The organism is Geodermatophilus sp. SMS 5-13, from assembly GCF_059428245.1.
The window spans coordinates 5,826,718-5,853,038 of sequence record NZ_CP165729.1 but is presented as its reverse complement, the minus strand read 5'-3'; the positions used below and the strand labels follow the sequence as shown (position 1 = coordinate 5,853,038).

General features: G+C 73.4%; 25 protein-coding genes. 13 read left to right on the top strand and 12 right to left on the bottom strand.

Annotated features, from left to right (window positions below; all coding sequences use genetic code 11):
- The 4 genes from AB3388_RS28360 to AB3388_RS28345 are packed head-to-tail and all read left to right on the top strand — an operon-like array spanning position 1 to position 4,496.
- On the top strand, positions 1-873 hold the full coding sequence (locus AB3388_RS28360; protein WP_495408686.1) for an FAD binding domain-containing protein: 873 nt from the start codon (positions 1-3) through the stop codon (positions 871-873).
- A complete protein-coding gene (locus AB3388_RS28355; protein WP_495408685.1) occupies positions 870-1,382 on the top strand; it encodes a (2Fe-2S)-binding protein in 513 nt (170 codons plus the stop codon). Before AB3388_RS28360 ends, AB3388_RS28355 begins: the two co-directional genes overlap by 4 nt.
- Before the next feature lie 40 nt (positions 1,383-1,422).
- Complete coding sequence (gene cutA, locus AB3388_RS28350; protein WP_495408684.1) at positions 1,423-3,840, top strand: aerobic carbon-monoxide dehydrogenase large subunit; 2,418 nt, start codon at positions 1,423-1,425, stop codon at positions 3,838-3,840.
- Positions 3,837-4,496, top strand: a complete 660-nt coding sequence (locus AB3388_RS28345) for an SRPBCC family protein (protein ID WP_495408683.1) — start codon at positions 3,837-3,839, stop codon at positions 4,494-4,496. The genes cutA and AB3388_RS28345 overlap by 4 nt, the downstream gene beginning before the upstream one ends.
- Positions 4,497-4,538: 42 nt before the next feature.
- Here the strand turns inward: AB3388_RS28345 and AB3388_RS28340 are convergent, their stop codons facing one another.
- Complete coding sequence (locus tag AB3388_RS28340) at positions 4,539-5,615, bottom strand: alkene reductase (protein ID WP_495408682.1); 1,077 nt, start codon at positions 5,613-5,615, stop codon at positions 4,539-4,541.
- Positions 5,616-5,724: 109 nt separating this feature from the next.
- On the opposite strand from AB3388_RS28340, the gene AB3388_RS28335 reads away from it, so the two are divergent.
- On the top strand, positions 5,725-7,401 hold the full coding sequence (locus tag AB3388_RS28335; protein ID WP_495408681.1) for a Na+/H+ antiporter: 1,677 nt from the start codon (positions 5,725-5,727) through the stop codon (positions 7,399-7,401).
- A 53-nt stretch (positions 7,402-7,454) separates the two neighbouring features.
- Here the strand turns inward: AB3388_RS28335 and AB3388_RS28330 are convergent, their stop codons facing one another.
- Together AB3388_RS28330 and AB3388_RS28325 are read right to left on the bottom strand one after the other, a co-directional pair.
- Entirely contained in the window at positions 7,455-8,216 is a 762-nt protein-coding gene (locus AB3388_RS28330; protein ID WP_495408680.1) for a hypothetical protein, read from the bottom strand.
- 30 nt (positions 8,217-8,246) lie between these two features.
- The gene (locus AB3388_RS28325) at positions 8,247-9,122 is read right to left on the bottom strand and encodes an ABC transporter ATP-binding protein (protein ID WP_495408679.1); all 876 of its coding nucleotides are present in this window, start codon (positions 9,120-9,122) and stop codon (positions 8,247-8,249) included.
- A 182-nt stretch (positions 9,123-9,304) separates the two neighbouring features.
- Here AB3388_RS28325 and AB3388_RS28320 point away from each other — a divergent pair, with 182 nt between their 5' ends.
- The 3 genes from AB3388_RS28320 to AB3388_RS28310 all read left to right on the top strand — a co-directional run bounded on the left by AB3388_RS28320 (position 9,305) and on the right by AB3388_RS28310 (position 12,223).
- The gene (locus AB3388_RS28320; protein ID WP_495408678.1) at positions 9,305-10,444 is read left to right on the top strand and encodes a sensor histidine kinase; all 1,140 of its coding nucleotides are present in this window, start codon (positions 9,305-9,307) and stop codon (positions 10,442-10,444) included.
- Positions 10,441-11,100 carry a response regulator transcription factor gene (locus AB3388_RS28315; RefSeq protein ID WP_495408677.1) on the top strand — a complete coding sequence of 220 codons (660 nt, stop codon included), beginning with the start codon at positions 10,441-10,443 and terminating at the stop codon, positions 11,098-11,100. The genes AB3388_RS28320 and AB3388_RS28315 overlap by 4 nt, the downstream gene beginning before the upstream one ends.
- Before the next feature lie 130 nt (positions 11,101-11,230).
- Entirely contained in the window at positions 11,231-12,223 is a 993-nt protein-coding gene (locus AB3388_RS28310; RefSeq protein WP_495405976.1) for an IS481 family transposase, read from the top strand.
- Between the two features lie 178 nt (positions 12,224-12,401).
- Here AB3388_RS28310 and AB3388_RS28305 read toward each other — a convergent pair whose 3' ends face one another.
- Complete coding sequence (locus tag AB3388_RS28305) at positions 12,402-14,231, bottom strand: ABC transporter ATP-binding protein (protein WP_495408676.1); 1,830 nt, start codon at positions 14,229-14,231, stop codon at positions 12,402-12,404.
- 83 nt (positions 14,232-14,314) lie between these two features.
- Here AB3388_RS28305 and AB3388_RS28300 point away from each other — a divergent pair, with 83 nt between their 5' ends.
- Positions 14,315-14,728 (top strand): MarR family winged helix-turn-helix transcriptional regulator, encoded by a 414-nt coding sequence (locus AB3388_RS28300; RefSeq protein WP_495408675.1) that lies wholly within the window; start codon positions 14,315-14,317, stop codon positions 14,726-14,728.
- Between the two features lie 2 nt (positions 14,729-14,730).
- On the opposite strand, the gene AB3388_RS28295 is transcribed toward AB3388_RS28300, so the two are convergent.
- A complete protein-coding gene (locus tag AB3388_RS28295; RefSeq protein WP_495408674.1) occupies positions 14,731-15,477 on the bottom strand; it encodes an alpha/beta fold hydrolase in 747 nt (248 codons plus the stop codon).
- Positions 15,474-16,607, bottom strand: a complete 1,134-nt coding sequence (locus AB3388_RS28290; protein WP_495408673.1) for a serine hydrolase domain-containing protein — start codon at positions 16,605-16,607, stop codon at positions 15,474-15,476. Before AB3388_RS28290 ends, AB3388_RS28295 begins: the two co-directional genes overlap by 4 nt.
- A 160-nt stretch (positions 16,608-16,767) precedes the next feature.
- Here AB3388_RS28290 and AB3388_RS28285 point away from each other — a divergent pair, with 160 nt between their 5' ends.
- Positions 16,768-17,976: a globin domain-containing protein gene (locus tag AB3388_RS28285; RefSeq protein ID WP_495408672.1), complete on the top strand. Its 1,209-nt coding sequence runs from the start codon at positions 16,768-16,770 to the stop codon at positions 17,974-17,976.
- A gap of 46 nt (positions 17,977-18,022) precedes the next feature.
- Here the strand turns inward: AB3388_RS28285 and AB3388_RS28280 are convergent, their stop codons facing one another.
- The 4 genes from AB3388_RS28280 to AB3388_RS28265 all read right to left on the bottom strand — a co-directional run bounded on the left by AB3388_RS28280 (position 18,023) and on the right by AB3388_RS28265 (position 20,184).
- Positions 18,023-18,661: a dihydrofolate reductase family protein gene (locus tag AB3388_RS28280; protein ID WP_495408671.1), complete on the bottom strand. Its 639-nt coding sequence runs from the start codon at positions 18,659-18,661 to the stop codon at positions 18,023-18,025.
- Positions 18,662-18,779: 118 nt separating this feature from the next.
- Entirely contained in the window at positions 18,780-19,313 is a 534-nt protein-coding gene (locus AB3388_RS28275; protein WP_495408670.1) for an SRPBCC family protein, read from the bottom strand.
- Positions 19,313-19,627, bottom strand: coding sequence for an ArsR/SmtB family transcription factor (locus tag AB3388_RS28270; protein WP_495408669.1), 315 nt, complete (start codon positions 19,625-19,627; stop codon positions 19,313-19,315). The genes AB3388_RS28275 and AB3388_RS28270 overlap by 1 nt, the downstream gene beginning before the upstream one ends.
- A gap of 47 nt (positions 19,628-19,674) precedes the next feature.
- On the bottom strand, positions 19,675-20,184 hold the full coding sequence (locus AB3388_RS28265) for a hemerythrin domain-containing protein (protein ID WP_495408668.1): 510 nt from the start codon (positions 20,182-20,184) through the stop codon (positions 19,675-19,677).
- Between the two features lie 257 nt (positions 20,185-20,441).
- Between AB3388_RS28265 and AB3388_RS28260 the strand changes: the two genes are divergently transcribed.
- From AB3388_RS28260 to AB3388_RS28250, 3 genes are read left to right on the top strand one after another with little or no spacing between them, the layout of a single operon-like run.
- Positions 20,442-21,239, top strand: coding sequence for an L-2-amino-thiazoline-4-carboxylic acid hydrolase (locus AB3388_RS28260; RefSeq protein ID WP_495408667.1), 798 nt, complete (start codon positions 20,442-20,444; stop codon positions 21,237-21,239).
- A gap of 39 nt (positions 21,240-21,278) precedes the next feature.
- On the top strand, positions 21,279-23,357 hold the full coding sequence (locus AB3388_RS28255) for a hydantoinase/oxoprolinase family protein (protein ID WP_495408666.1): 2,079 nt from the start codon (positions 21,279-21,281) through the stop codon (positions 23,355-23,357).
- Complete coding sequence (locus AB3388_RS28250; protein ID WP_495408665.1) at positions 23,354-25,231, top strand: hydantoinase B/oxoprolinase family protein; 1,878 nt, start codon at positions 23,354-23,356, stop codon at positions 25,229-25,231. The genes AB3388_RS28255 and AB3388_RS28250 overlap by 4 nt, the downstream gene beginning before the upstream one ends.
- A gap of 195 nt (positions 25,232-25,426) precedes the next feature.
- Here the strand turns inward: AB3388_RS28250 and AB3388_RS28245 are convergent, their stop codons facing one another.
- Both AB3388_RS28245 and AB3388_RS28240 read right to left on the bottom strand, forming a co-directional pair.
- Positions 25,427-25,909, bottom strand: a complete 483-nt coding sequence (locus AB3388_RS28245; protein ID WP_495408664.1) for a DnaJ family domain-containing protein — start codon at positions 25,907-25,909, stop codon at positions 25,427-25,429.
- 20 nt (positions 25,910-25,929) lie between these two features.
- Positions 25,930-26,067 (bottom strand): hypothetical protein, encoded by a 138-nt coding sequence (locus AB3388_RS28240; RefSeq protein WP_495408663.1) that lies wholly within the window; start codon positions 26,065-26,067, stop codon positions 25,930-25,932.
- Between the last annotated feature and the right edge of the window lie 254 nt (positions 26,068-26,321).

Here is a 26,321-nt window from a genome sequence, read left to right as displayed (position 1 = left end):
GTGAAACCGGCACCGTTCCGCTACGCCGACCCCGGCTCCCTCGACGAGGCCCTCGCGGTCCTGTCCGACGAGGGGGAGGGCGCCAAGGTGCTGGCCGGAGGTCAGTCGCTGCTGCCGCTGCTGTCGATGCGGCTCGCGGCGCCGACGACCCTGGTCGACATCAACCGGGTGCCCGGCCTCGACGCCGTCGAGGCCACCGGGGACGGCGTGCGGGTCGGTGCGCTCGTCCGCCACAACGCACTGCTCCACGACGACGCCGCCGCGCGGGTGCAGCCGCTGCTCGCCCGCGCGACGGCGAACGTCGCCCACCCCGCGATCCGCAACCGCGGGACGACGGTCGGCTCCATCGCGCACGCCGACCCCTCGGGCGAGATGACCTCGGTCCTCGCCCTGACCGACGGCTCCGTCACGGTGGCCACACCCGCGGGCGTCGAGACCGTCGGCTGGCAGGACTTCTTCGTCGGGCCGCTGGAGACCTCCGTCCACGGCCCCGCCGTCGTCACCTCCGCCTTCTTCCCCGCGCTGCCGCCCCGCTCGGGGACGGCGTTCGCCGAGGTGGCCCGACGCAAGGGCGACTACGCGGTGTGCGGCGCCGGCGTCGTCCTCACGCTGGACGAGGACCGCCGCGTGTCCGCCGTCCGCGCCTCCTACATCTCCGTCGGGCTGGTGCCCGAGGTGCACGACCTGACCGAGGCCGTCGCCGGATCGCCGGTGAACGAGGCCGACTGGTCCGCCGCCGGCGAGCTGGCGAAGAGCCGGGTGGACCCGGACACCGACATCCACGCCAGCGCCGACTACCGCCGGCTGCTGGTCGGCGTGCTGACCGAGCGAACGCTGGCGGCCGCCGCTGCCGAGGCAGGGGGACGGGCGTGAGCACCGATTCCGAGCGGGACGTCGTCCTGACCGTCAACGGCGTGCCGCACGAGGTGACCGTGCCGGTGCGCCGGCTGCTGTCGGACGCGCTGCGCCACGACCTCGGCCTCACCGGCACGCACGTCGGCTGCGAGCACGGCGTCTGCGGCGCCTGCACGGTGCTGGTCGACGGGACGCCGATGCGCTCGTGCCTGCTGCTCGCCGTCCAGGTGGCCGGGCACGAGGTGCAGACCGTCGAGGGCCTGGCCCGGGACGACGGCCGCGGCGGGCAACTGCTGCACCCGGTGCAGGAGGCCTTCCGCGAATGCCACGCGCTGCAGTGCGGGTTCTGCACGCCGGGCTTCCTCATGACGATCAAGGCGGGGCTCGAGGACCGCGACCGGGCGGCCGAGATCACCGAGGAGGAGGTCGACGAGATCGTCGGCGGCAACCTCTGCCGGTGCACCGGCTACGCCAACATCAAGAAGGCGGTCCGGCACGCCGCCGCCGCGATGAAGGACGCCCCGTGAGGGCCAAAATGGCCATTTTGGCCCCTGAGGGGGGACAGCGGTGACGACGAAGCTGTTCGGCGAGCCGGTCCGCCGCCGCGAGGACGCCCGCCTGATCATCGGCAAGGGCCGCTACCTCGACGACATCGGGCACACCGCGCTGGCCGCCGCCTTCGTGCGCAGCCCGCACGCGCACGCGCGCGTCGTCGACATCGACGTCGAGGCCGCGCTGGACGTCGACGGCCTGGTCGCGATCTACACCTACGAGGACCTCACCGGCCCGATGGCCGAGCCGCTGCCGGTGCTCATCCCCCACCCGCAGCTGCACGCCCCGCGCACCGGCTACCCGCTGGCCGACGGCGTGGTCAACCACGTCGGCGAGCCGGTCGTCATGGTCGTCGCCACCGACCGGTACCTCGCCGAGGACGCCGCCGAGAAGATCGTCGTCACCTACGAGGAGCTGCCGGTCGTCGTCGGCGTGGACGCCGCGCGCGAGGCGGCGGCGGCCGTGCACGAGGACGTCCCCGACAACATCGCCGCCGTCCACCACCAGGAGACCGGGGACGTCGAGGAGGCCCTCGCCGCCTCGACGCACAGGCTGAGCTTCACGCAGTACATCGAGCGCAGCGCCTGCACGCCGATGGAGGGCAAGGGCGTGCACGCGCGGTGGGACGCCGACGACCGCTCCCTGCGCGTGTACTCCAGCACCCAGGCGGCGACGAGCGTGCGCGCGGCGATCGCGGCGAAGCTCGAGCTGAGCCTGGACAAGGTCGAGGTGATCGCGCCGGACGTCGGCGGCGGCTTCGGCGTGAAGATCGTGCACCCGTGGCCGGAGGAGCTGCTGGTGCCGATGGCCGCGATCGCGCTCGGCCAGGAGGTGAAGTGGACGGAGGACCGTCGCGAGCACTTCATCTCCAGCGCCCACGAGCGCGAGCAGCGGCAGGAGATCACCGTCGGGTTCGACGACGACGGCCGGGTCACCGCCCTCGACGTCCACATCTGGCACGACAACGGCGCGTACACGCCCTACGGGATCATCGTGCCGATCGTGACGGCGACCCAGCTGGTCGGGCCGTACGCGATCCCGACCTACCGGGTGAAGGTCGCGAGCGTCTACACGAACACCGTGATCGTGACGCCGTACCGCGGCGCCGGGCGGCCGCAGGGCTGCTACGCGATGGAACGCACGATGGACCGCATCGCCGACGCGCTCGGCCTGGACCGGGCCGTCGTCCGCGAGCGGAACCTGATCCGGCCCGACCAGTTCCCGTACGACCACCGGCTGACGTTCCAGGACGGCCGGCCGGTCATCTACGACTCGGGCGACTACCCCGGCCTGCTCGACAAGCTGAAGAACCTCGTCGGCTGGGAGTCGATGGACGCGCGTCGGGAGGACGCCGAACAGCGCGGGAGACTGCTCGGCGTCGGGATGGCGCTCTACGTCGAGGGCACCGGGCCCGGGCCGTACGAGGGCGGGCACGTGCAGGTGCTCGGCAGCGGCAAGGTGCTGGTGTCGACCGGCCTGACCTCGCAGGGGCAGGGCCACGAGACGGTGTTCGCCCAGATCGTCGCCTCGGAGCTGGGGGTGCCCATCGAGGACGTCGAGGTGACGACGGGCGACACGAGGCGCTTCGGCTACGCGGTCGGGACGTTCGCCTCCCGGGCCGCGGTGATGAGCGGCAACGCGATCGCGCTGGCCGCGCGCGGGGTGCGGCAGAAGGCGCTGCGCATCGCCGCGGACGTGCTGGAGGCGAACCCGGACGACCTGGAGATCGCCGACGGCGTGGTGCAGGTGAAGGGCATCCCGGGCGCCGCGATCCCGCTGCGCACGGTCGCGGTGTTGTCCAACCCGCTGCGGTACGCCTTCGACGAGGCGGCGAAGCAGGCGACCCAGTTCGCGACGACGACGTCCGACGACAAGCCGCCGGTCGCGGAGGGCGACGCCCCCGGACTGGAGCACCGGGACTACTACTCGCCGATCCGCTCGACGTTCGCCTCCGGCGCGCACGCGGCGGTCGTGGAGATCGACCCGGCGACGTGGCAGATCGAGGTCGTCGACTACGCGGTGGTGCACGACTGCGGCAACATCGTGAACCCGATGATCGTCGAGGGGCAGGTGCACGGCGGCGTCGCGCAGGGCGTCGGCGGTGCGCTGTACGAGCGGATGGCCTACGACGCCGACGGGCAGCTGCAGAACGCCTCGTTCATGGACTTCCTGATGCCGTACGCGTCCGAGATCCCCGACGTCGTGATCGACCACCAGCAGACGCCGTCGCCGCTGAACCCGCTCGGGCTCAAGGGTGCCGGCGAGGCGGGGGTCATCCCGGGGACGGCGGCGATCGCGTCGGCGATCGAGGACGCGACGGGTCGGCGGATCGCCGCGATGCCGATCTCGCCGACGGAGCTGTACGACCTGATGCGGGATGCGGGTGCCGAGCGCACCGCGGCGTCCCTCCGTGGAACAGGAGTGAGCGCGTGAACCTCGACGGATCTGCGGTGCTGCACGCGGACCCCGACCGCGTCTGGTCGGTGATCACCGACCCGGCGGTGCTGGCGCGGACGATCCCGGGCTGCGAGTCCCTCGAGAAGACCGGGGACGACGAGTACAGGATGAACGTCTCGGTCGGGGTCGGCGCGATCCGCGGGACGTACGCCGGCGAGGTGCGGCTGTCGGGCCAGGACCGGCCGAAGTCCTACGTCATGCACGCCTCGGGCGCGGGTGCGCCGGGCCAGGTCCGTGCGACGGTCACCATCAACCTGTCGCCGTCCGGCGAGGGGACGTCGCTGACCTACTCGGCGGATGCCGTGGTCGGCGGCCCGGTGGCCGGGGTGGGCCAGCGGATGATGACCGGCGTCGCCAAGCGGATGGCCGGGCAGTTCTTCAAGGCGATCGACGCCGAGCTGACCGGTGCCGCGGCGCCGATCGGCGCCGCGCCGTCCCCCCGTGCGCCGGCGGAGGCGGATCTGGCGGCGCCCGCTGCGGAGGCCCGACCGCAGGTCTTCGCCGGCCGGGCGGCCGCCGCTGCCGCGCCGGCGGCGGGCGAGACGCGGACATTCCTGCTCGGCGCCGGCGTCGGGGCGCTGCTCACCGCGTTCGGCGTCGCGATCGGCTACCTCCTGGGCCGCCGCCGCTGAGCAGGGGGACTTTCGGCGCCGAAAGTCCCCCTGCCGCCGGACTCAGCTGGCGCGCAGGGTGGGGTAGTCGGTGTAGCCCTCGGCGCCGGGCGCGTAGAACAACGCCGCGTTCGGCGAGTTCTCCGGGTGCTCACCCTGCCAGCGCTCGACCAGGTCGGGGTTGGCGATGACCGCCCGGCCCACGGCGACGGCGTCGGCGTGCGCGGCCTCGATGAGCTCCACGGCCTCGGACCGCGTCGTCACCGAGCCGAACCCGCTGTTGGCGATCAGCGCCCCGTCGAACCGCTGCCGCAGTTCCTGCACCAGCTCGCCCGCTGGTTCCACGTGCAACACCGACAGGTAGGCCAGCCCGAGCGGGCGCAGCGCGTCGACCAGCGCGCCGTAGGTGGCGCGGACGTCGTCCCGGTCGGTCTCGAGCGCGCCCTGGATGTTGTGCTCGGGCGAGATGCGCAGGCCCACCCGGCCGGCGCCGATCGCCTCGGCCACCGCCGTCACGACCTCGATCACGAACCGCGCGCGGTTCGAGGGAGAGCCGCCGTACTCGTCGGACCGCTGGTTGGACGCCGGCGACAGGAACTCGTGCAGCAGGTAGCCGTTGGCGCCGTGGATCTCGACGCCGTCCAGGCCGGCCTCGACCGCGCGGCGGGAGGCCTCGACGAAGTCCTGCACGGCTGCCCGCGCCTCGTCGGCGGTCAGGGCGTGCGGCACCGGGTACGGCTGCTTGCCGCGCGTCGTGCGCGCCTCGCCGTCGATCGCGAGGGCGCTCGGCGCGACGACCCGGCGTCCGCCGTTGATGTCGGGGTGGGTGACCCGGCCGCCGTGCATCACCTGCATGACGATCCGGCCGCCGCGCCCGTGCACCGCGTCGGCGACCCGGCGCCAGCCGGCCACCTGCTCGTCGGTGACGATCCCGGGCTGCCCCACGAACGCCTGCGACTCGAAGCTCGGGTACGTGCCCTCGGTGACGATCAGCCCGATACCGGCCCGCTGCCGGTAGTGCTCGACCAGCAGGTCGTTGGGGACGCCGGAGGCGCCGGCCCGCAGCCGGGTCAGCGGCGCCATCACGACGCGGTTGGCGAGCTCGAGGTCGCCGAGGGTCACGGGGCTGAACAGGTCCATGCCAGGGGCAACCGGCGACTCCGAGCCGAGGATTCCGGAACCCGACCGACTGCGGTGAGCGTCACGGCCCCGATCCGAGGGCCGGCGCAGCGCCAGGAAGGATGATGCGGTGGACATCGAGGCGACCCTGCTGTTCGTGCTGGCCGCGGTCGCCGTGGTCGTCGTCCTGCACTGGGTGGCGGAGCGGACGGGCCTGCCCGCCGCCGCGCTGATGACCGTGGCCGGCATCGCGTACGCGCTGCTGCCCGGCCCGAACGTCGTCCTGGACCCGCACGTGGTCCTGACGCTGGTCATCCCCCCGCTGCTCTACAGCGCCGCGCTGGACTCGTCGCTGCTCGCGATCCGCCAGCACCTGCGCACGGTCATCAGCCTGTCCGTGCTGCTCGTCCTGGCGACGGCCCTGCTTATCGGGGTGGGCTTCCAGCTGTTCGTCCCGGGCGCGACGCTGGCCGCCGGCATCGCGCTCGGCGCCGCCGTCGCCCCGCCCGACCCGGTGGCCGCCCTCTCCGTCGGCCGTCGGGTCGGCCTGCCCCCGCGCGTGCTCACGCTCATCGAGGGCGAGGGGCTGCTCAACGACGCGACGGCGCTGACCGTGCTGACGGTGGCCGTCTCGGCAGCCACCGGACACGGCTACTCGACCCCGTGGGCGCTGGGGCGGTTCGCGCTCTCCGCCGTCGGTGGGGTCGCCGTCGGCCTGGCCGTGGCGTACGCCGTGCGGTGGGTGCGGCGACTGCGGCGCGACACGATGACGCTCAACGCCGTCTCGCTGGCCACCCCGTTCGTCGCCTACCTGCTCGGCGAGGAACTGCACGTCTCCGGCGTGCTCGCCGTCGTCATCGCGGGCCTGCTCATCGGCCACGACAGCTCCCGCAGCGTCTCCAGCGACTACCGGCTGCAGGTCAACGCCGTCTGGCGGCTGGTCGACTTCCTGCTCGAAGGGCTGGTCTTCCTGCTCATCGGCCAGCAGTTGCCGAGGGTCGTGGAGGGACTGCACCAGTACGAGACGTCGACGATCGTCATCGCGTCCCTGATCAGCGTCGGCGTCGTCCTGCTCCTGCGTCCGCTCTGGCTGGCGTTGACCCAGCTGCTCCCCCGGTCGCTGCACATGCGGCTCGGCGGTGGGGACGACGTAGAGCGCGAGACCGACGACGACAACGCGGAGGAGCGCCGGGCCCACACCGACCAGCGGCTGACCGGCAAGGAGCTCGCCGCGCTCAGCTGGGCCGGCACCCGCGGCGTCATCACCCTGGCCGCCATCTTCGCCATCCCCCGGGTCACCGATTCCGGCGAGCCGTTCCCCGACCGCAACCTGCTGCTCTTCTGCGCATTCCTCGTCGTCCTCGTGACGCTGGTGGGGCAGGGCGTGACCTTCGGGCCGCTGGTGCGGGCGCTCGGGCTGCGGGCCAACTCCGCCGACCAGGCCCGGGAGCGCAACGAGGCCCGGTCGGCCGCGGTGCAGGCCGGGCTCGACCGGCTGGCCGGCCTGGAGCAGGAGGAGCACGACGACGTCGACGACCAGGCGATCGCCGCGCTGCGCGCCCAGCTCGAGGCCCGGCTGGCCCGCTACCAGCAGCGGCTGGACATCCTGGAGGGCGCCGGCCACGAGGTGCCGTACAACCCGCAGTACGAGGCGGCGGTCCGCGTGCACCGGGCGGTCATCGACGCCGAGCGGGACACCTTGCTGCGCTGGCGGGACGTCGGCCGGCTCACCGACAACGGCCTGCGCGTGCTCGAGCGCGAGCTCGACCACCAGGAGGGCCTGCTCCCCAGCCGGCCGCCGAGCTGAGCGCACGCGACAGGGCCCTCCCGATGCGATCGGGAGGGCCCTGCCGGATGGGACTACTGGACCGCGCGGCGGTGGGTCAGGACGGCGCCGGCGACGGAGGCCACGACCACCCAGCCGGCCAGGACGGCGATCGACTGCGTCTGCTCCAAGCCCTGCCCGAGGTTGAGGACGGCGTTGGCCGGGTCGATCTTCTCCGCGATCGCGGGCTTCACGCTCTCGAGCACCGGCATGACGCCGAGCAGGACCAGGTAGAGGCCGGTCAGCGCGGCCGGGGTGTTGCCGAGCGCCGCGCCCACGCCGGCTCCGGTCACCGCGAACACCGCGCCCGCGGCCACCACGGCGACCACGGTCTGCCCCACGCCGTCCCAGGACAGCTCGCTGCCCATGGTCATCGCCAGCACGCCCGACGACAGGCCGGCCGACACGGCGGCGAACGCGGCGCCCATCAGCGCGACCGCCGTCCCCTTGGCGGCGAGCACACGACCGCGGTGCGGCACGAGCAGGAACGTCGTCTGCGCCGTGCGGTGGCTCCACTCCCCGGCCGTCGACAGCACGCCCAGGGAGATGAGCACGTAGGCGGTCAGCATGCCCATCACCGCGACCGGCCCGGTCGCCGAGCCGATCGGCTCACCGGTGGACGACGCGATGGCCATCGCGGCCGGCGCGAGCACGATCGACGCCGCGGCCAGCGACTTGCCCGACCGGGTGGCCAGCGACTTGCGGATCTCCAGGCCGACCATCGTCGGCAGCGACGGACCGGTCCGGCGCACCGTGGGCCGGTCGACGGCGGCGGTGCGGGGCAGGGTGTCGATCATCGGAATCTCCTCGAAGCGTTGCGGGGTGGGTCAGGACGCCGTGGTGAGCTGGAAGAACAGGTCCTCGAGACCGCGCTGCAGCGGCCGCAGGTCGGTGAGCGCGAGGCCGGCGGTGGCGGCGACGGCGCCGACCGCGGCCGGGTCGGCGGAGGGCACGACCAGCGCCCCGTCCGAGCCGTGCTGCACGTCGAAGCCGGCGGCCCGCAGCGCCCGGGTCAGCGCAGCGGGGTCCACCGCGGTGACGGCGGTGCCGTCGGCGCCGAGCAGCTCGGCGACCGCGCCGTCGGCCACGATCCGCCCCTGCCCGATCACCAGCAGCCGGTCGACGGTGTGCTCGACCTCGCCGAGCAGGTGGCTGGACAGCAGCACCGTGCCGCCACGGGCCGCGTGGTGGCGCAGCAGGTCGCGCATCCACCGGATGCCCTCGGGATCCAGCCCGTTGGCCGGCTCGTCGAACACCAGCACCGGCGGGTCGGCCAGCAGCGCGCCGGCGATCCCGAGCCGCTGCCGCATGCCCAGCGAGTAGCCGCCGATCCGGCGCTTGGCGGCGTCCTCGAGACCCACGAGCTCCAGGACGTCCTCGACGCGCTCCCACGAGACACCCACCGTGTCGGCGAGCAGCCGCAGGTGCGTCCGCCCGCTCAGGCCGGGGTGCACCGCCGAGGCGTCGAGCAGCGTGCCGACGACGGCGCCGGGGTTGGCCAGCTCGCGGTACGGGCGGCCGTCGACCAGCGCGGTCCCGGACGTCGCCGGCACCAGGCCGGTCATCATCCGCATCGTCGTCGTCTTGCCGGCGCCGTTGGGGCCGAGGAAACCGGTGACCGTCCCCGGCTCGAGGGTGAAGGACACGTCGTCCACGACGGTCCGGGCGCCGTACTGCTTGGTCAGTCCGCTGACCGTGATCATCGAAACCTCCGGGGAGTTCGTTCTGCCGGTGAGAAATCTGCCGGGCGGGCCCCGGCCCCCGCGTCGGCCGGAGGCAGCGAATCCGGGTCGACGGACGGCGCAACCTCGTCATCCGAAAGTTGACCGGGGTGATCCACTCGCGGGCGACCCGCAGGCGGCGCACCGGGAAATACGCTCGCCGCATGGGGATCCGGGCGCGTCTGTGGCCGGGTCTCCGCACGCGCAGCATCTGGTTCGACGGCGTCCTGGCCCTGCTCGGCACGGCCGCCGTGGGGCTGACGGGCATCTCCCCGGGGCCGCCCGACCTGCCGTGGCCCCTGCTGCTGGCCGGCGTCCCGCTGCTGTTCGCGTCGCTGTGGCTGCTCCGCCGCCGGGCACCCCTCGTGCCGTTCGTGCTCAGCGCCCTGCTCACGGCGGCCGCGCCGAACGTGTCGGTGGGGCTGCTGCTCACGTCCTACTCGGTCGGCCGGTACGTCGGCCGCTGGCCGCTGCGGATCGGCGCCGCCGTCCTCGGTGCGATCGCGCTGCTCCAGCCGTGGGACCTGGAGACGGCGGACGAGTTCGTGAGCGCCCTCGGCGGGATCGCCGTGGTGATCGTCCTGCCGGGCGCGCTCGGCATCTGGCAGCGGACCCGCGCGCTGCTGCTCGCCGCCCTGCGCGAGCGGGCCGAGCGCGCCGAGGCCGAGCGGGAGCTGATGGCGCGCGACGCCGTCCTCACCGAGCGGACCCGCATCGCCCGCGAGATGCACGACGCCGTCGGCCACCGGGTGAGCCTCATGGTGCTGCAGGCCGGCGCGATCGAGATGGCCGCCGGCGACCGGGACCGGGTGGAGCAGCTGGCCGGCAACGTGCAGGCGGCCGGGCGGCAGGCGCTCGACGAGCTGCGGCAGATGGTCGGCGTGCTACGCGCCGGGGAGGTGGACGACGCCGCCCCGCTCGGCCCGCAGCCGGAGCTGGCCGACCTGCCCCGGCTGGTCGCGCAGTCCCGGGAGGCGGGGATGCCGGTGGCGCTCACCGGCCGCACCGACACCGCGGTCGACCCGGTGGTCGGCCGCGCCGCCTACCGGATCGTGCAGGAGGCGCTGACCAACGCCGGCAAGCACGCGCCCGGTGCCGCCGTGACGGTGAGCGTGGAGCGCCCGGACGGCGCGCTGACCGTCCGGGTGGTCAACGGGCCGCCGTCCGGACCGGCCGGCGGGGCCCCCAGCGGCGGCTTCGGCCTGGTGGGGTTGGGTGAGCGGGTGCGCACCCTGGGCGGCCGGCTGACCGCCGAGCCGAGGCTGGACGGCGGGTTCACCGTCGAGGCGGTGCTCCCGGCATGACGATCCGCGTGCTGCTCGTGGACGACGAGGAGCTGGTCCGGTTCGGGCTGCGGACGGTGCTCGAGGCCGCCGGCGACTTCGAGGTCGTCGGGGAGGCCGGGGACGGCGCGGCGGGCGTGCGGGCGGCGCGCGAGCTCGAGCCGGACGTCGTCCTCACCGACATCCGGATGCCGGGGATGGACGGGCTGGCCGCGACCCGGGAGATCCTCGCGCTGCCCGACCCGCCGCAGGTCGCCGTCCTGACGACCTTCCACGTCGACGAGTACGTGTACGCGGCGCTGGCCGCGGGCGCGGCCGGCTTCCTGCTCAAGGACACCCCGCCGCGCGAGATCGCCGCCGCGGTGCGGGCGGTCGCCAACGGGACGGCGACCCTCTCGCCGGCCGTCACCGCGGCGCTGATCGAGTCCTACGTCGACCGTCGGGCCGCGCCGCGCAAGGCCGAGGCCCTGCGGCGCATCGCCGACCTCTCCGACCGAGAGCGCGAGGTGCTGCGGCTGCTGGGCAGCGGCGAGTCCAACGCCGAGCTCGCGGGGCGGCTCTACGTGAGCGAGGCGACGGTGAAGACCTACGTCTCCCGGCTGCTCGCCAAGCTGGACCTGGCCAACCGCACGCAGGCGGCGATCCTCGCCCACGAGGCGGGGCTGCTCGAGAGCTAGTTGTACTGACCAGAGACGTTGGTCGAGGGCGTGTGACCACTCGATCTGACTGATCGATCTTGTGGAGGGAGGACCTCCGGACGTGGAGTGGGGCTGCTGAAGGCACCCGCTCACCAACCCGGAGGTCCTCGTGTCTCACGCTAACGCTGCCCTGACCCCTCGTCACCGGCTGAAGCTCGGCCGCGCCGTGGTCGACGAGAACTGGTCGATCAGCTACGCCGCGGCGGTGTTCAACGTCTCCTGGCCCACAGCCAAGCGCTGGGCCGACCGGTACCGCCGGGGCGGCCCGGCGGCGATGCAGGATCGCAGCTCACGACCGCATTCCTGCCCGCGCCGGACGCCGCGGCCGGTGGTGCGCAAGATCGTGCACCTGCGCTGGAAAAAGCGCCTCGGCCCAGTCCAGATCGCCGACCGCGTCGGCCTGGCGCCCTCGACCGTGCACGCGGTGCTGGTTCGCTGCCGGCTCAACCGGCTCTCCCATGTCGACCGGGCCACCGGCGAGCCGATCCGCCGCTATGAACATGAGTACCCCGGCTCGCTGCTGCACGTCGACGTCAAGAAGCTGGGCAACATCCCCGACGGCGGCGGCTGGCGCTACGTCGGGCGCCAGCAGGGCAAGAAGAACCGGGCGGCCACGCCCGGCACGCCCCGCAACGCCCACCACAACCCGGTGATCGGCACGGCATTCGTGCACACGGTGATCGACGATCACAGCCGCGTCGCCTACGCCGAGACCCACGACGACGAGACCGCCGCCACCGCGATCGGCGTGCTGCGCCGCGCGGTGGATTGGTTCGCCGCGCGGGGCGTCACCACCCAGCGGGTGCTGTCCGACAACGGCTCGGCCTACCGCTCGCACGCCTGGCGCGATGCCTGCGCCGAGCTCGGGATCAATCTCAAGCGGACCCGGCCCTATCGGCCGCAGACCAACGGCAAGATCGAACGGTTCCACCGCACCCTGGCCGACGGCTGGGCCTTCGGCCGCATGTTCCTCAGCGAATCAGCGCGCCGAAAGGCACTGCCGGCCTGGCTGCACGAGTACAACCATCACCGGCCCCACACCGCGATCGGAAACCGTCCCCCGATCACGCGCTTGACCAACCTGTCCGGGCAGCACAGCTAGTACCGCGGCTTCCAACCTTCGCCCCGTCGTTGGCTTGCTGCCGGTGGACCGCCAGATGCCACCGAGTGTCGGATCCCGGTGGTCTCATGGGCGCGCGATACCACCACGAGTCGACACCCGACGGCATCGGCAACCAAGTACCGCCCGGTGCCCGAGGCGAAGGAGGCCTGACGCGGCGTTAGGCAGCCAGCGCGACGGCCCGCTCGGCGGCGCCGACGAGGCGGGCGTAGCGCCCGCCCGCGTCCAGCAGCTCCTCGTGCGACCCGGCCTCGGCCACCCGCCCGGCGTCGAGGACGACGATGCGGTCGGCGTCGCGGATCGTGGAGAGCCGGTGCGCGATGGTGATCGTCGTCCGCCCCCGGCTGGCCTCGTCGAGCGCCGCCTGCACCGCCCGCTCGGTCTCGTTGTCCAGCGCGCTGGTCGCCTCGTCCAGGACGAGGATGCGGGGGTCGCGCAGCAGCGTCCGGGCGATGGCCAGCCGCTGCTTCTCGCCGCCGGAGAACCGGTGGCCGCGGGCGCCGACGACGGTGTCGTAGCCGTCGGGCAGCGCGGCGATGACGTCGTGCACCTGCGCGCGGCGGGCCGCCGCCTCGATCTCGTCGTCCGTGGCCTGCGGGCGGGCGTGCCGCAGGTTCTCCCGGATCGTGGTGTGCAGCAGGTAGGTCTCCTGCGACACGACCCCGACCAGCGAGGCGAGGGTGTCCAGGCGCAGGTCGCGCAGGTCGACGCCGTCGACGGTGACCCGGCCGGTCGTGGGGTCGGCCAGGCGGGCGACCAGCGAGGCGAGCGTGCTCTTGCCCGAGCCGGTCTCCCCGACCAGCGCCAGCGTCGTCCCGGCGGGGACGGCGACGTCGATGCGCGACAGCGCCGGGCGGTCGGCGCCGGGATAGGTGAAGCTCACGTCCTCCCAGCGCACGTCGCCGCGGACGGCGGCCGGGTCCAGGGCCACGGGGGACGGCGGGTCGTCGATGTCGACGGTCAGGTCGAGGTACTCGAACACCCGGCTGAACAGCGCCATCGAGCTGGTGACCGAGACGCCGACGTCCAGCAGGCCCATGAGCGGGCGGAACAGCGCCGCCTGCAGCGTGGTGAAGGCGACCAGCGTGCCGATGGTCATGCCGCCGGAGGTGACCGGCAGGCCGGCGGCCAGGTAGATCAGCGCCGGGATCACCGCGAACAGCACGCTCATCGTGGCCATGCGCCAGCGGCCGGCCAGCTGCGAGCGGACCTCGAGCGCGACCAGGTCGGTGGAGGTCTCCGCGAACCGGTGCGACTGGGCGGGCCCGGCGCCGAGGGTCTTGCTCAGCAGCACGCCGCTGATCGACAGCCCCTCCTCCACCTGCGAGTGCAGCTCGGCCAGCCGCCGCTGCCGCTGCGCGGTGACCGCCCGGCGCATCTGCGCGACCTTGCGGGTCAGCAGCACGGCCGGCGGCAGGACGAGGAGGGAGAGCAGCGCGAGCCGCCAGGACAGCGCCACCATGGCGACGACCGTGCCGACGACGGTGGTGGCGTTCGAGGCCAGCGAGGTGGCGGTCGAGGTGACCACCGACTGCATGCCGCCGACGTCGTTGATCAGCCGCGACTGCACCTCGCCGCCGCGGGTGCGGGTGAAGAAGGCCAGCGACTGGCGCTGCAGGTGGGTGAACACCGCGGTCCGCAGGCCGTGCATCACCCGCTGGCCGACGGTCGTCGACAGCCAGGTCTGCACCACCCCGAGGACGGCGGTGGTGCCGGCGACGGCCACCATCCCGGCGACGGCCCAGGCCAGCAGGGCGACGTCCTGCCGGGGCAGCGCCTCGTCGATGACCAGCCGCAGCAGGAAGGGCGAGGCCAGCGCGATGACCGACGACGCCACGATCAGCGCCACGACGACGGCGAGCGGGGCGCGGTAGGGCCGGAAGAGCGCGGCCACCCGCCGCAGGGAGACCGGGGAACGGTCCAGCTGGGCCCGGTCGGCGGGGTCGACGGTGCGGCCGGAGCCGCCACGGCCGCCGCCGGGAGTCGTCATGCCATCCAGAACGGCATCACCTCCTGAAGTGCTGAGGTTACCTCACGATGTGGTAACCGCAGCGCTCTCGGTAGGATTCCCGCATGGCCGACGACGAGCTCGGCGAGCTGCTCCTGCGCGCGGCGCGCCTCCAGCGGCGCCGCTGGCGCGAGGCGCTGGCCCCCTGGGACCTCTCGCCGTACCAGGCGCGGGCGCTGCGGGTGGTCTGCACGCGGGACGGGACGCGGGTCTCCGACCTCGCCGAGGCCCTGCGCATCGCACCGCGCTCGGCCACCGAGGTCGCCGACGACCTGGAGACGCGCGGCCTCGTGCAGCGCACGCCCGATCCGCGGGACCGGCGGGCGGTGCTGCTGGCGCCGACACCGGCCGGCCGGCGGGTGCAGGGCGAGGTCGACGCGGCCCGGGCCGCGGACTCCCGCGCGCTGTTCGCCCAGCTCCCGACCGAGGACCGCGCCGCGCTCGCCCGCATCCTGCACACCCTGACCGACGACGCCTGACCTCACGCCGCGAGCAGCGACCACACCGCCTCGGGCTGCTCCCAGTGGGCGTTGTGCCCGGCGCCGGCGAGCAGCCGCGCGTCCGGGTCGAGCCGCCGCATCGCCTCGAGCGACACCATCGGGTCGCGCTCGCCCGCGGCCAGCCGCAGCGGCGCCTGCGCGCGCCGCAGGATGCCCGGCACCGACGGGCCGACCGCCGAGAAGACGCGGTTGTCCAGCGCGACCGCCCAGCCGCCGTCGACCTCGCGGACGCCGGCCCGCGCGACGTCGTCCCCCGGCTCGGCGAGCCCGCGCAGCCCCGCCAGCGCGAGGTGCCGGGCCGCGGCCTCCTCCCGGGTGGCGAACACCTTCGCGGGGCGGCCGGCGAGCGCGCGGGCGCCGTCCTCCTCCTCCGCCGTCCACTCGAGCTTCGTGCCGACGGCGACCACCCGGTCGACCGCCACGCCGAACTCGCCGCTGCCCAGCAGCGCGCCGACGACCCCGCCGAACGAGTGCGCCAGCACGGTGACCCGGGCGGCGCCGACCTCGGCGCACAGCGCCGCCATGTCGGCCGCGTGCACGCCGTAGCCGTAGGGCGGCTCGGCCACGGACCGGCCGTGCCCGCGCAGGTCGGGCGCCGCCCACCGGCCCGGGACCAGCGGCAGCAGCCGCTGCCAGACCGCCCCGGTCGCGCCGAGGCCGTGCAGCAGGAGCAGCAGGTCCTCCCCGGCGCCTCCGGTCTCGTAGGCGATGCCGGTCCGGGTGATCACAGGGCCGCGTAGACGGCGTTCAGGTACGCCTCGGCCCGCGGTGAGCCGACGATGCCCGGGGCCATCCGGTTCATCATGTAGCTCGTCGTCACCCGGCGGTCGAGGTCCATGACGATCAGCGAGCCGCCCCAGCCGCCCCAGAAGCAGACCCGCCCCTCGGGCAGGTACGGCACCGCGCCGGACGGCGAGAGCCCGAAGCCGATGCCGAACCGGAACGGCACGCCGAGCACGAGGTCGACGCCGTCGGCCTGGACGTCGAAGACCAGGTCGATCGTCTTGTCCGACAGGAGCCGGACGCCGCCGGCCTCCCCGCCGAGCGACAGCACCCGCATGAGGTCGAGGACGCCCTTCGCGTTGCTGTGCCCGTTGAGCGCGCCCATGTCGGCGGCCCGCCAGTCCGGGGTGTTGGCCTTGGTCGCGTCGGCGACGGGGCCGGTGAAGCAGCGCACCACCGGGCTGTTCGGGTCCAGCGCGGCCAGGTCGATGGGCAGCGGCGGCGGGGGGACGACGGGCGCGATGCGGTCCGCGTCCTCCGGGCGCGCGCCGATCTGGAAGTCCGCGCCCAGCGGCGCGGCGAGCTCCTCGGCGACGTACTGCTTGAGCGAGCGGCCGTCGATCCGCCGCAGCACCTCGCCGAGCAGGTGCCCCTGGTCGTTGGCGTGGTAGCCCGACGCCGTCCCCGGCTCCCACCACGGCGCCTGCGCGGCCAGCCGGGACGTCGCGGTCTCCCAGTCGTACATCTCCTCGACGGTGAACGGCGCGTCCCAGCCGGCGACGCCCGAGGTGTGCGACATCAGGTGCCGGACCCGCACGTCCTCCTTGCCGTTGGCCGCGAACTCGGGCCAGTACTCCGCGACCGGGGCGTGCACGTCGAGCCGGCCCTGCTCGACCAGCGTGAGCATCGCCAGCGCGGTGATCGTCTTCGTCGTCGACCAGACGTTGACGATCGTGTCCCGGGTCCAGGGCGTCGTCCGCGCCTCGTCGCGGTGGCCGCCCCAGATGTCGACGACGGTCTCGCCGTCGACGTCGACCGCGATGGATGCGCCCAGCTCCTCGCCCTCGAGCTGGGTGGCGAGCGCGTCGCGCACACCCGCGAACCGGTCGTCGACGGTGCCGTGGACCTCGGCCATGGGGCCTCCCTGGGATGGGCGCGACCCCGCTGTCGCGCCGCGGCGATCAGACCACGCCCGCATCCGGCGGGACAACGAGCATGCGGTCGATGGGTAGATCCGCCCTGAACGGGGCAGACGCGATGCACGGGGGTCCGTGACCGCACCCTGGGGGAGAGGAATGCTCACCGAGAAGTCCCGGCCCGTCATCGAGGCCACGTTGCCCGTCGTCGGCGAGAACATCGGCAAGATCGCCGAGCGCTTCTACCAGCACCTGTTCGGCGAACATCCCGAGCTGCAGGACGGGATCTTCAACCGCGGCAACCAGGCCGAGGGCACCCAGCAGCAGGCGCTGGCGGGCTCGGTGGCGCTGTTCGCCAGCGCGCTGGTCAGCCATCCGGACCACCTGCCGGAGCAGCTGCTGCAGCGGATCGCGCACAAGCACGCCTCGCTCGGGATCAACCCGGCGCAGTACCAGGTCGTGCACGACAACCTGTTCTGGGCGATCGTCGACGTCCTCGGCGATGCGGTCACGCCGGAGGTCGCCGCCGCCTGGGACGAGGTCTACTGGCTGATGGCCCGTGCCCTGATCAACCAGGAGCGCGGCCTCTACAGCGCCCGCGGCGTCCGGCCGGACACGGTCTGGCGGGACTGGGAGGTCGTCGAGAAGCGCCGGGAGACCGAGGACGTCGTCGTCTTCACGGTCAAGCGCGTCGACGACCGGCTGGTGAAGACGTCGCTGCCCGGCCAGTACGTCACCGTGAAGGTGCCGATGCCCGACGGCGTCCACCAGCCGCGGCAGTACAGCCTCATCCGCGCCGACGACGGCGAGCACCGCTCGTTCGCGGTCAAGCGGGTCACCGGCGGGGACAAGCCGGACGGCGAGGTCTCCAACTTCCTGCACGACCGCGTCGGCGTCGGCGACCGGATCACCACGTCGCTGCCGTTCGGCGACGTCGTCCTCGACGACTCCGGCCGGCCGGTGGTGTTCGCCTCTGCCGGCATCGGTGTCACGCCGATGGCGGGCATGCTCTCGCACCTGGTCGCGGCCGGCTCGCACCTGCCGATCACCGTGCTGCACGCGGATCTGAAGGAGGAGTCCTTCGCGCTGCGGCAGCAGGTGGCCGACGACGTCGCGAAGCTGGCGAACGCCCGGATGTACGTCTGGTACGAGCAGGGCCCGCAGGGCGACCTGCCGGTCGAGGGCCGCTTCGGCGGGATCATGAACCTCGACGACGTCGAGCTGCCCGCGGACGCCTTCTACTACCTGTGCGGCCCGCTGCCGTTCATGCGCGGGATCCGCGGCGTGCTGCTCGACCGTGGCGTGTCCCCGGCCGACATCCAGTACGAGGTCTTCGGCCCCGACCTCTGGCAGGCCGACGCCGACTGACGGAGTGCGGGGAGCGAGTTCCTCGTTCCCCGCACTCCGGTAGGCCTCAGGCGCGCTGCATCTCGTCCTCGAGCGTGAACTCGCCGGTCCGCAGCTCGCCGACCCGCTGGTAGGTGGCCAGCAGCACGCCGGTGGACGTCGCCCTCGACGAGGTCAGCCGCCAGCCCCGGGGGATCGTCCCGTCGCCGAACAGTCGTTTGCCGGTGCCCACCGTGACCGGGACGATCGTCAGCCGCAGCTCGTCGACCAGGTCGTTGGCGAGCAGGGTCTGGATCAGCCCGGCGCTGCCGTGCACCTGGAGCTCGCCGCCGTCCTCGGCCCTGAGCCGGCGCACCGCCCCGACGACATCGCCCTCGATCAGCCGGGCGCCCGCCCAGTCGACCGTGTCCAGCGTGCGCGAGGCGATCCACTTGGGCTTGGTGTTGAGCGCGTCGGCGATCGGGTTGCCGGCATCGGCCGGGACCTGCGGCCAGAAACCGGCGAAGATCTCGTAGGTGGTCCGGCCGAGCAGGAAGTCCTGCGCGCCGGCGAACCACTCGACGATCTGCTGGCCGGAGTCGTCGGAGAAGTAGGGCTGCGTCCAGCCGCCGTGGGGGAACCCGCCGGAGGAGTCCTCCTCCGGGCCGCCGGGGGCCTGCATGACCCCGTCGAGGGTCACGAACGTGGTGACGGTGAGCGGGCGCATGGCAGCCTCCATGAGGTGGGTCCGTCCGGTTGTCCGACATGAAGACGTCGAACGGGACCCGCACTCATCGACACCGCGCCCGCGAGAAGGCGCCGCCGCCTGTGCGCACCGGTGGAGCTCAGCGCTCCACGGGGTCGGGGATCGGGGCGCCCGAGGGCAGGCCGGCGTCGACGTGCGCCTGGTAGACCGGCTCCCAGGGAACGGTGTCCTCGCTGTGCGGGCCGCGCGAACGGACGCCGTCGAGGCTCTTCTGCAGCTCCTCGAGGCAGACGTACCAGCCGCCGCCGTTGCGCGCCGCCGCCGTCCGGTCGGACAGGACGTTGACCAGCGTCAGCCGGCTGGCCCCGTCGTCCACCGGCTCGACGCTCAGGTGCACCTCGTCCTCGCCCCACGTGAAACCGAAGCGCCGCGGCGGCTCCCAGGTGAGGACGACGCCCGGCGTGTCCGCCATGTACGGGTCCCCGGAGAACCGCACCGGACCGCCCACCCGGGGCTCGTACTCCATCGCCGAAGGGAACCAGTGCCCGAGCTCGGCCGGATCGCTGACCGCGGCCCAGAGGCGGTCGGCGGGATGGGGGTAGGTGCGGACGAAGCGGACGGCGGGGCGCCCGTCGTGCTCGATGTAGGTCCCCAGGTCGTTCGCGAGCTGCATCAGGACTCCTTGGTCTTCTCGAGGTGCTCACCGAGTGCGTCGAGGCGGTCGTTCCACAGCGCCCGGTAGGGGGCCAGCCACGCGTCGAGCTCGGCCAGGGGCGCCGGGTCGAGCGCGTAGATGCGCCGCTGGGCGTCGGGCAGCACCCGCACCAACCCGGCCTCGCGGAGCACCCGCAGGTGCTTGGACGTCGCCGGCTGGGTCAGCCGCAGCGCCCCGACCAGCTCGCCGACGGCGTGCGGCCGCTCGCGCAGCAGGCCGAGCACCGCGCGCCGGTGGGGATCGGTCAAGGCCGCCCAGGTCGCCTCGCGCACGACACCGAGCATGCCTCTCAAGGCATATGCCCGTCAAGGCATATACGTCACCGGTTCTCGGCGATGTACCGCTCTGGGTCCTTGTCCCGGATCGGGATCCCCGCGTAGTGCTGGGCCTCGAAGGTCAGGAACTGCACCGCGATGTCGTGCCGCGTCTGCAGGTCGGCGTGGTGCCGGAAGTCGAGCAGGTCCTCGCGCTCCTCCTCGGCCATGTGGTCGTCGTTGGCCTTGCGCGCCTCCCACACCGCGGTCCACCACTCGTCGGTGCCGACCTCGTGGTCCCGGGACTTCTGCACCGCATCGCGGATCTCGTTGTGGTCCTTGATCGCGTCCTCGACCTCGTCGTCGACGTCGCCCTCCGGGTTGCCCTTGCCCAGCCGCAGCAGCCGCGGGTAGAAGAACCGCTCCTCCGCCTCCGCGTGCACCTCGAGGAAGACCTGGAGTCGCCCCCACACGGCGCCCAGGGCCTCGACGTCGTCCCGCGGCATCTCGTCGAGGACGGCGAACATCCGCCGCTGCTCGCCGTGCTGCTGGAGGATGACCTCGGTGATGTCCATGCCGGGGACCCTTCCCGGCGCGCGGGGACGGCGCAACAACGGCCTGCCTCAGCCCGCGGGCGGCCAGAACAGCGCCGCGTCGTCGTAGGCGGTGGTCCAGACGGAGCCGAACGCGACGACGACGCCCCCGGCGTGCCCGTCACTCCCGGCCCGATTCACCCGTTTCGCGCGATGCGCCGGCAGGCCGCCGGCCCGAGCCTCTGCCCCCTACCGGTGCCGACACGGCCTCCGGCGACGCCGCGCGAGGGGAGAGGGCCATGCGCAGGACGGGCGAGCAGGGCACCGGGACGCAGACCGGCGGGGCGCAGGTGCCGAGGCCGCGGCGGCCGGTCGCCGGCAAGGCCATGGAACTGGAGGGCCGCTGGCTCATGGGCCGGCTCGCCCCGCACGACCTCTACGAGGGCATCGACCGCCTGCTGCGCCTGGAGACGCCCGAGCGGCGCGAGGAGCTGCTGTCCGCCGTGCACGCGCGGGCCGAGGAGATCGAGGAGGCCGACCGGGACCTGCCCGTCGACGGACCGTCGACGGGTGCCCTGGCGCTGACCTCCGCGCTGCTGGCCGCCTACGAGACCCTGCTGCCGGTGTTCGACGGCGATCAGCGCAGCACCATCCGGTTCCTGCAGCACGTGGTGGGCGCGGTGGCTCGCCGCCCGTTCGAGATCGCCTTCGCGGCCCTCGGCAAGCGTGAGAACCCCCTCGACGCCATCGAGAAGGCCTGCCGGGCGGAGACACCGTTCTACGGCGACTACTTCCGGATCGCCCTGGACCGGCCGGACGCCGACACCTTCGAGATGCGCCCCGAGCGCTGCTTCTTCCTCGACCACTTCACCCGCCGCGGCAACCCCGCCCTCACCACCGTGCTGTGCGCGTGGGACGCCAACTGGATGCGCGCCGTGGACCCCGCGGTCAGCGGGCTGCGCGCGGAGCGCACCTCCTTGATGTCCCTGGGGGACGACGCCTGCCGCTTCCGCGTCGTCCGCACCGACGACCGCCTGGCCGGCTACACCGACAAGCTGGAGGAGCGCCCGACCGGAGGCGAGGAGCCCCCCTCGTGACCCTTCCTGGCTCGGTATCTCACCGCTAAGGTAACCGCCATGAGCGCGCCGACCCGCCGGGTTCGCATCGGGATCGACACCGGGGGGACGTTCACCGACGTCGTCGCCGTGGACGAGGAGACCGGCCAGACGACGACGACCAAGACGCCGTCCACCCCCGCCGATCCGGCGGAGGGCTTCCTCACCGGCGTCCGCAAGGTGCTCGGGATGCTGGACCTGTCCGGCGACGCGATCACCGCGGTCAGCCACGGGACGACGGTCGCGACCAACCAGCTGCTCGAGGGCAAGCTGGACCGGATCGGGTTCATCACCACCGAGGGTTACGAGTCGGTGCTGGAGATCGCCCGACAGTCGGTGCCCGACGGCTACGGCAACAGCTACTTCTGGGTCAAGCCGCCGCGGATCGTCCCCGCCGACCTGGTCCGCACGGTGCGCGGCCGGCTGGACCACCACGGCGCCGAGGTCCGCCCGTTCGACCGGGACGACGCCGTCGCCGCCGTCCGCTTCTTCAAGGACGCCGGCATCCGGACGATCGGCGTCTGCTTCCTGCACGCCTACGCCGACGACGCCCACGAGCGGGCCATGCTCGACGTGCTGGGGGCCGAGTACCCGGAGGCCGTCGTCTCGCTGTCCAGCGAGGTGCTCCGCGAGTACCGCGAGTACGAGCGGTCGGTGACCACGCTGGTCGACGCCGCGGTCAAGCCCAAGGTGGCCGCGTACGTCACCAACATCCGCACCCGGCTCGACGAGATCGCGCCGCACGTGCCGTTCTACGTGATGAAGAGCAACGGCGGCGTGCTCTCGGCGGGCGAGGTCGTGCACCAGCCGATCACCACGATGCTCTCCGGCCCGGCCGCCGGCGCCCTCGGCGCCGCGCTGATCGCCGGCACCGCCGGGTTCGACCGGGTGCTCACCTGCGACGGCGGCGGCACCTCGACCGACGTCACCGTCGTCATCGACGGCGAGCCGACGCTGACCACCGAGGGCTCGGTCGGCGACTACCCGTCGAAGATCCCGATGATCGACGTCGTCACCGTCGGCGCCGGCGGCGGCTCGATCGCCTGGCTCTCCCCCGAGGGCACGCTCAAGGTCGGCCCGCAGTCGGCCGGCGCCGACCCCGGCCCGATGTGCTACCCGTCCGGCGGCGACCAGCCCACGGTCACCGACGCGCACGTCACGCTCGGCCGGATCCCCCCGCACCTGCTGGGCGGGGAGATCCCGCTGTCGGTCGACGCCGCTCGCGACGGGCTCGAGGCCCTGGGCGGCAAGCTGGACATGTCCCTGGAGCGGACGGCGACCGGGATCCTCGAGATCTCCGCGTGGAACCAGGCCAACGCGCTGCGGCAGGTCACCGTGGCCCGCGGCCTCGACGTCCGCGACTTCACCCTGACCACGTTCGGCGGCTCCGGCTCGCTGCTGGCCTGCCGGCTGATGGACATCCTGGGTCTGCCCCGCACGCTGGTGCCGCCGAACCCCGGCAACGTCAGCGCGTTCGGGTTGCTCACCGTCGACGTCCGCAACGACTACGTGCAGACGGTGGTGAGCCGGCACGCCGATCTCGACCTCGAGCGGGTGCGCCGCGTGTTCGCCGACCTCGAGGCGCAGGCGCAGACCGCGCTGGACGCCGAGGGCTTCGGCCGCGACGTGCAGCGCATGCAGCGCACCGCCGACCTGCGCTACGTCGGCCAGGCCTTCGAGGTGCGGGTGCCGGTCGCGGACGGCGCGCTCGACCGCGGTGCCGCCGAGGAGGTCGCCCAGGCGTTCCACGCGGCGCACCGGCAGCTCTACGGCTACGACTTCGCCGACGACCCGCGCCAGGCCGTCGAGTGGGTGAACCTCCGGGTCAGCGGGATCGGGCCGATCCGCCGTCCCGACATGGTGGAGCTCACCCCGAAGGACGGCGGGACGGACCGGGCCGTCACGGGCACCCGGCGGGTGTTCTTCGACGACTGGGTGGACACCCCCACCTACAACCGGCCCGACCTCGGCCCCGGCGACGTGGTCCGCGGCCCGGCGATCATCGAGGAGTTCGGCTCGACCGTGCCCGTGCACCCCGGCTTCCGCGCCACCGTCGACGCCCACGGCAACCTGCTGCTGACCAAGGAGGACGGCCAGTGACCTCGAACGGCCAGAAGGTCGAGGCCGACCCGGTCCTCGTCGAGATCGTCGCGGGCACGCTGGCGGCCATCGAGAAGGAGGTCGAGACGTCGATCGGGCGGACGTCGCGGTCGCCGATGATCCGCGACGCGCACGACTTCCGCGCCGGCATCCACGACCGCAAGCTGCGCAAGCTCACCGGCCGGTCGTACTCGGCGCTGGTGCACCCCGTCGTCCGGGACTACCCGATCGAGACGATGAACGTCGGCGACGTCTTCTTCCACAACGACGTCTACCTCTCCGAGGGCGGGATCGGCCACCTGCCCGACCTGTGCGTGACGGTTCCGGTGTTCGCGCACGACCCCGACACGGGCGAGGTGCGGGTGGTCGCGTTCATCCAGGCGTTCGGCCACCACGACGACATCGGCGGTGCCGTGCCGGGCTCGATGCCGTCGGCGGCCACGTCGGTGTACGAGGAGGGCCTCATGGTCCCCCCGATCAGGCTGTGGGACCGCGGCGTGCCCAACGAGAGCGCGCTGAAGATCATGACCCGCAACTCGCGGATGCCCGACTCGCTGGCCGCCGACCTCGACGCGGAGTGCTCGGCCTGCCTGGCCGGTGCCCGGCGGCTGGGCGAGCTGTTCGACCGGTACGGCGTCGCCGCGGTGGAGGCGTGCTTCGAGGCGATCCTGGCCAACTCCACCGAGGTCTACCGGCGGGAGATCCTGTCGCAGATCCCCGACGGGACCTACGTCTGGGAGGACTACGCCGAGCACGACGGCGTCGAGGAGCCGATGCTGCACCGGCAGCGGATCACGCTGACCATGGACTCCTCGGCCGAGGTGCCCCTGGTCATCGACTTCACCGGCACCGGCCCGCAGGCGAAGGGCCCGATCAACCACTGCGGCGACTACGCCGACGGCAACTTCCTCAAGAAGTGGCTGGCGCCGATCCTGCGCAACCTGGCCGAGACGCCGGAGCGCATGGCGCAGCTGGACGTCAACGAGGGCGTCGTCCCGCTGATCGAGATGCGCTTCCCCGAGAAGGGGACGCTGCTGACGCCGATCTTCCCTGCGCCGACCAACGCGCGGACGTTCGTCATCCTGCGGCTGCTCGGCGTCCTGGCCGGGGTGCTGGCCAAGGCCACCGGCGGCCGGATGCCGGCCGACCAGGAGACGATCCGCTACACCGGCGTCTACGGCACCGACTTCGACGGCCAGCCCTACCTCATGCGCGAGGTGCTCGGCGGCGGGTCGGGCGGCCGGTACTACGCCGACGGCGAGGACACCATCCACGTCGTCCCGGACTCGCGGAACCTGCCGACCGAGTTCACCGAGGGCCGCTTCCCGCTGCGGGTGGAGCGGCTCGGGCTGGCCATCGACTCGGGCGGCCCGGGGCGCTACCGCGGCGGCTGCGGGTACGAGAAGCACATCCGGGTGCTGCGCGACGCGCACTTCATGTCGATCGCCGACCGCTCGATCCTGGCCTGCTGGGGCGTGAAGGTCGGCAAGGCGGGCCGGCCGTTCCAGATCACCGTCGACCCGGGCGGCCCGGACGAGCACGACGTGGACGCGCTGGCCGACGCCGAGCCGCTGACGGCCGGCACGGTCGTCCGGATCCGGACGACGGGCGGCGGTGGCTGGGGTGACCCGCTGGACCGGCCGGTGGACGAGGTGCTGCGCGACATCGCGTGGCGCAAGGTCTCCGTGGCCGGCGCCCGCGACGACTACGGCGTGGTGGTGCTGGAGTCCGGCGAGGCGGACGTCGCCGCGACCGAGGCCCTGCGCGGTGAGATGCGGGCGGCGCGGACCGGAGAGGAGCCGTTCTTCGACCGCGGCCCCGGCTACGCCCAGCTCTCCGGCGGCGCCGCGTTCAACGAGTTCGACGTCCTGTAGCAGTTCCTCTCGGCGCGCTTGTGCTCTGCCCAGCCTGGTGGGCAGAGCACAAGCGTCGCCAGGGAAAGGGTCAGGGGCCCTCGACCCGCCATTCGCCGGGCGCCCGGGGCCAGGTCGATCTCCTTCATCGCGCCGCCCCAATAGCGCAGGATGCGGCCGAGCATCGCATCGGCTCAGTCTGCCGGGTCCGGCCCCTCAGCCGCGGCGCCGCCGCCACCAGCGCGGACGCCGGGCCGGCGGCATCGCGGCGCGCTCGGCCACCGCCGGCTCCGCCGGCCGGACGTCCCGCCAGTGGGCGAGCAGCGCGTCGACGTCGGCCATGCCCGGGACGGCGTCCGCGCGGTCGGCCGGACGGCGCCAGTGCCCGGCCACCCGGGCGTTGAAGTCCTCGACGAGCGCGCGGACCGCCGCCTCCGACGGCAGGTGGACGACGACGTCGGGCAGCCGCTCGCGCTCCTTCCGCAGCGCCAGCCCGGGCGGCAGCATCCCGTCGGTGCCGCCGTTCTCCCGCCGCGCCCACTCCAGGGCCCAGTCGTAGCTGCTCTGCTCGCGGTCTCGGTGGGGCAACGGCTGCCCGGCGCCGGCCAGCCCCTCGAACGCGCCCCTCTCCTGGGCCCGGGCGATCTGCTGATCGACCCAGGTCTCGAAGGACATGCCCGGGGGCTTGCGCTCGGTCATCGCCCCCGTGTGTACCCCGCTCAGGCGGCGGTGCGAAGTGAACGCAGCGCGGGCGTCACGCGGGCCAGCTCGTCGAGCATCGCCTTGGCGCCGGCCTCGAGCTCGACGTTCGGCTCGAACTCGTCGTCCCCGGTGAGGAACTGGGCGAAGAACGGCACGGACACCGCCTCGACGAGGTCGACGAGCTCGACGTCGAAGCCGGCGTGCTGCTCGGCCAGCCGCTGCTCTCAAAGTGGCGTGGCTGATCGATTCCCCGCTCACCCGGAGTGATCGGTCCGGAGTCACGGCTGGGCAACGATCGCCCGTCCCGAGTTGACCGGACGGCCCGCTCCTGCCGCCCGCCGGGACATTCGCGCAGCGTAGGGACCTGCCACGATGGGGTGACCCGACAGCGGAAGGACCAGCCAGGCCC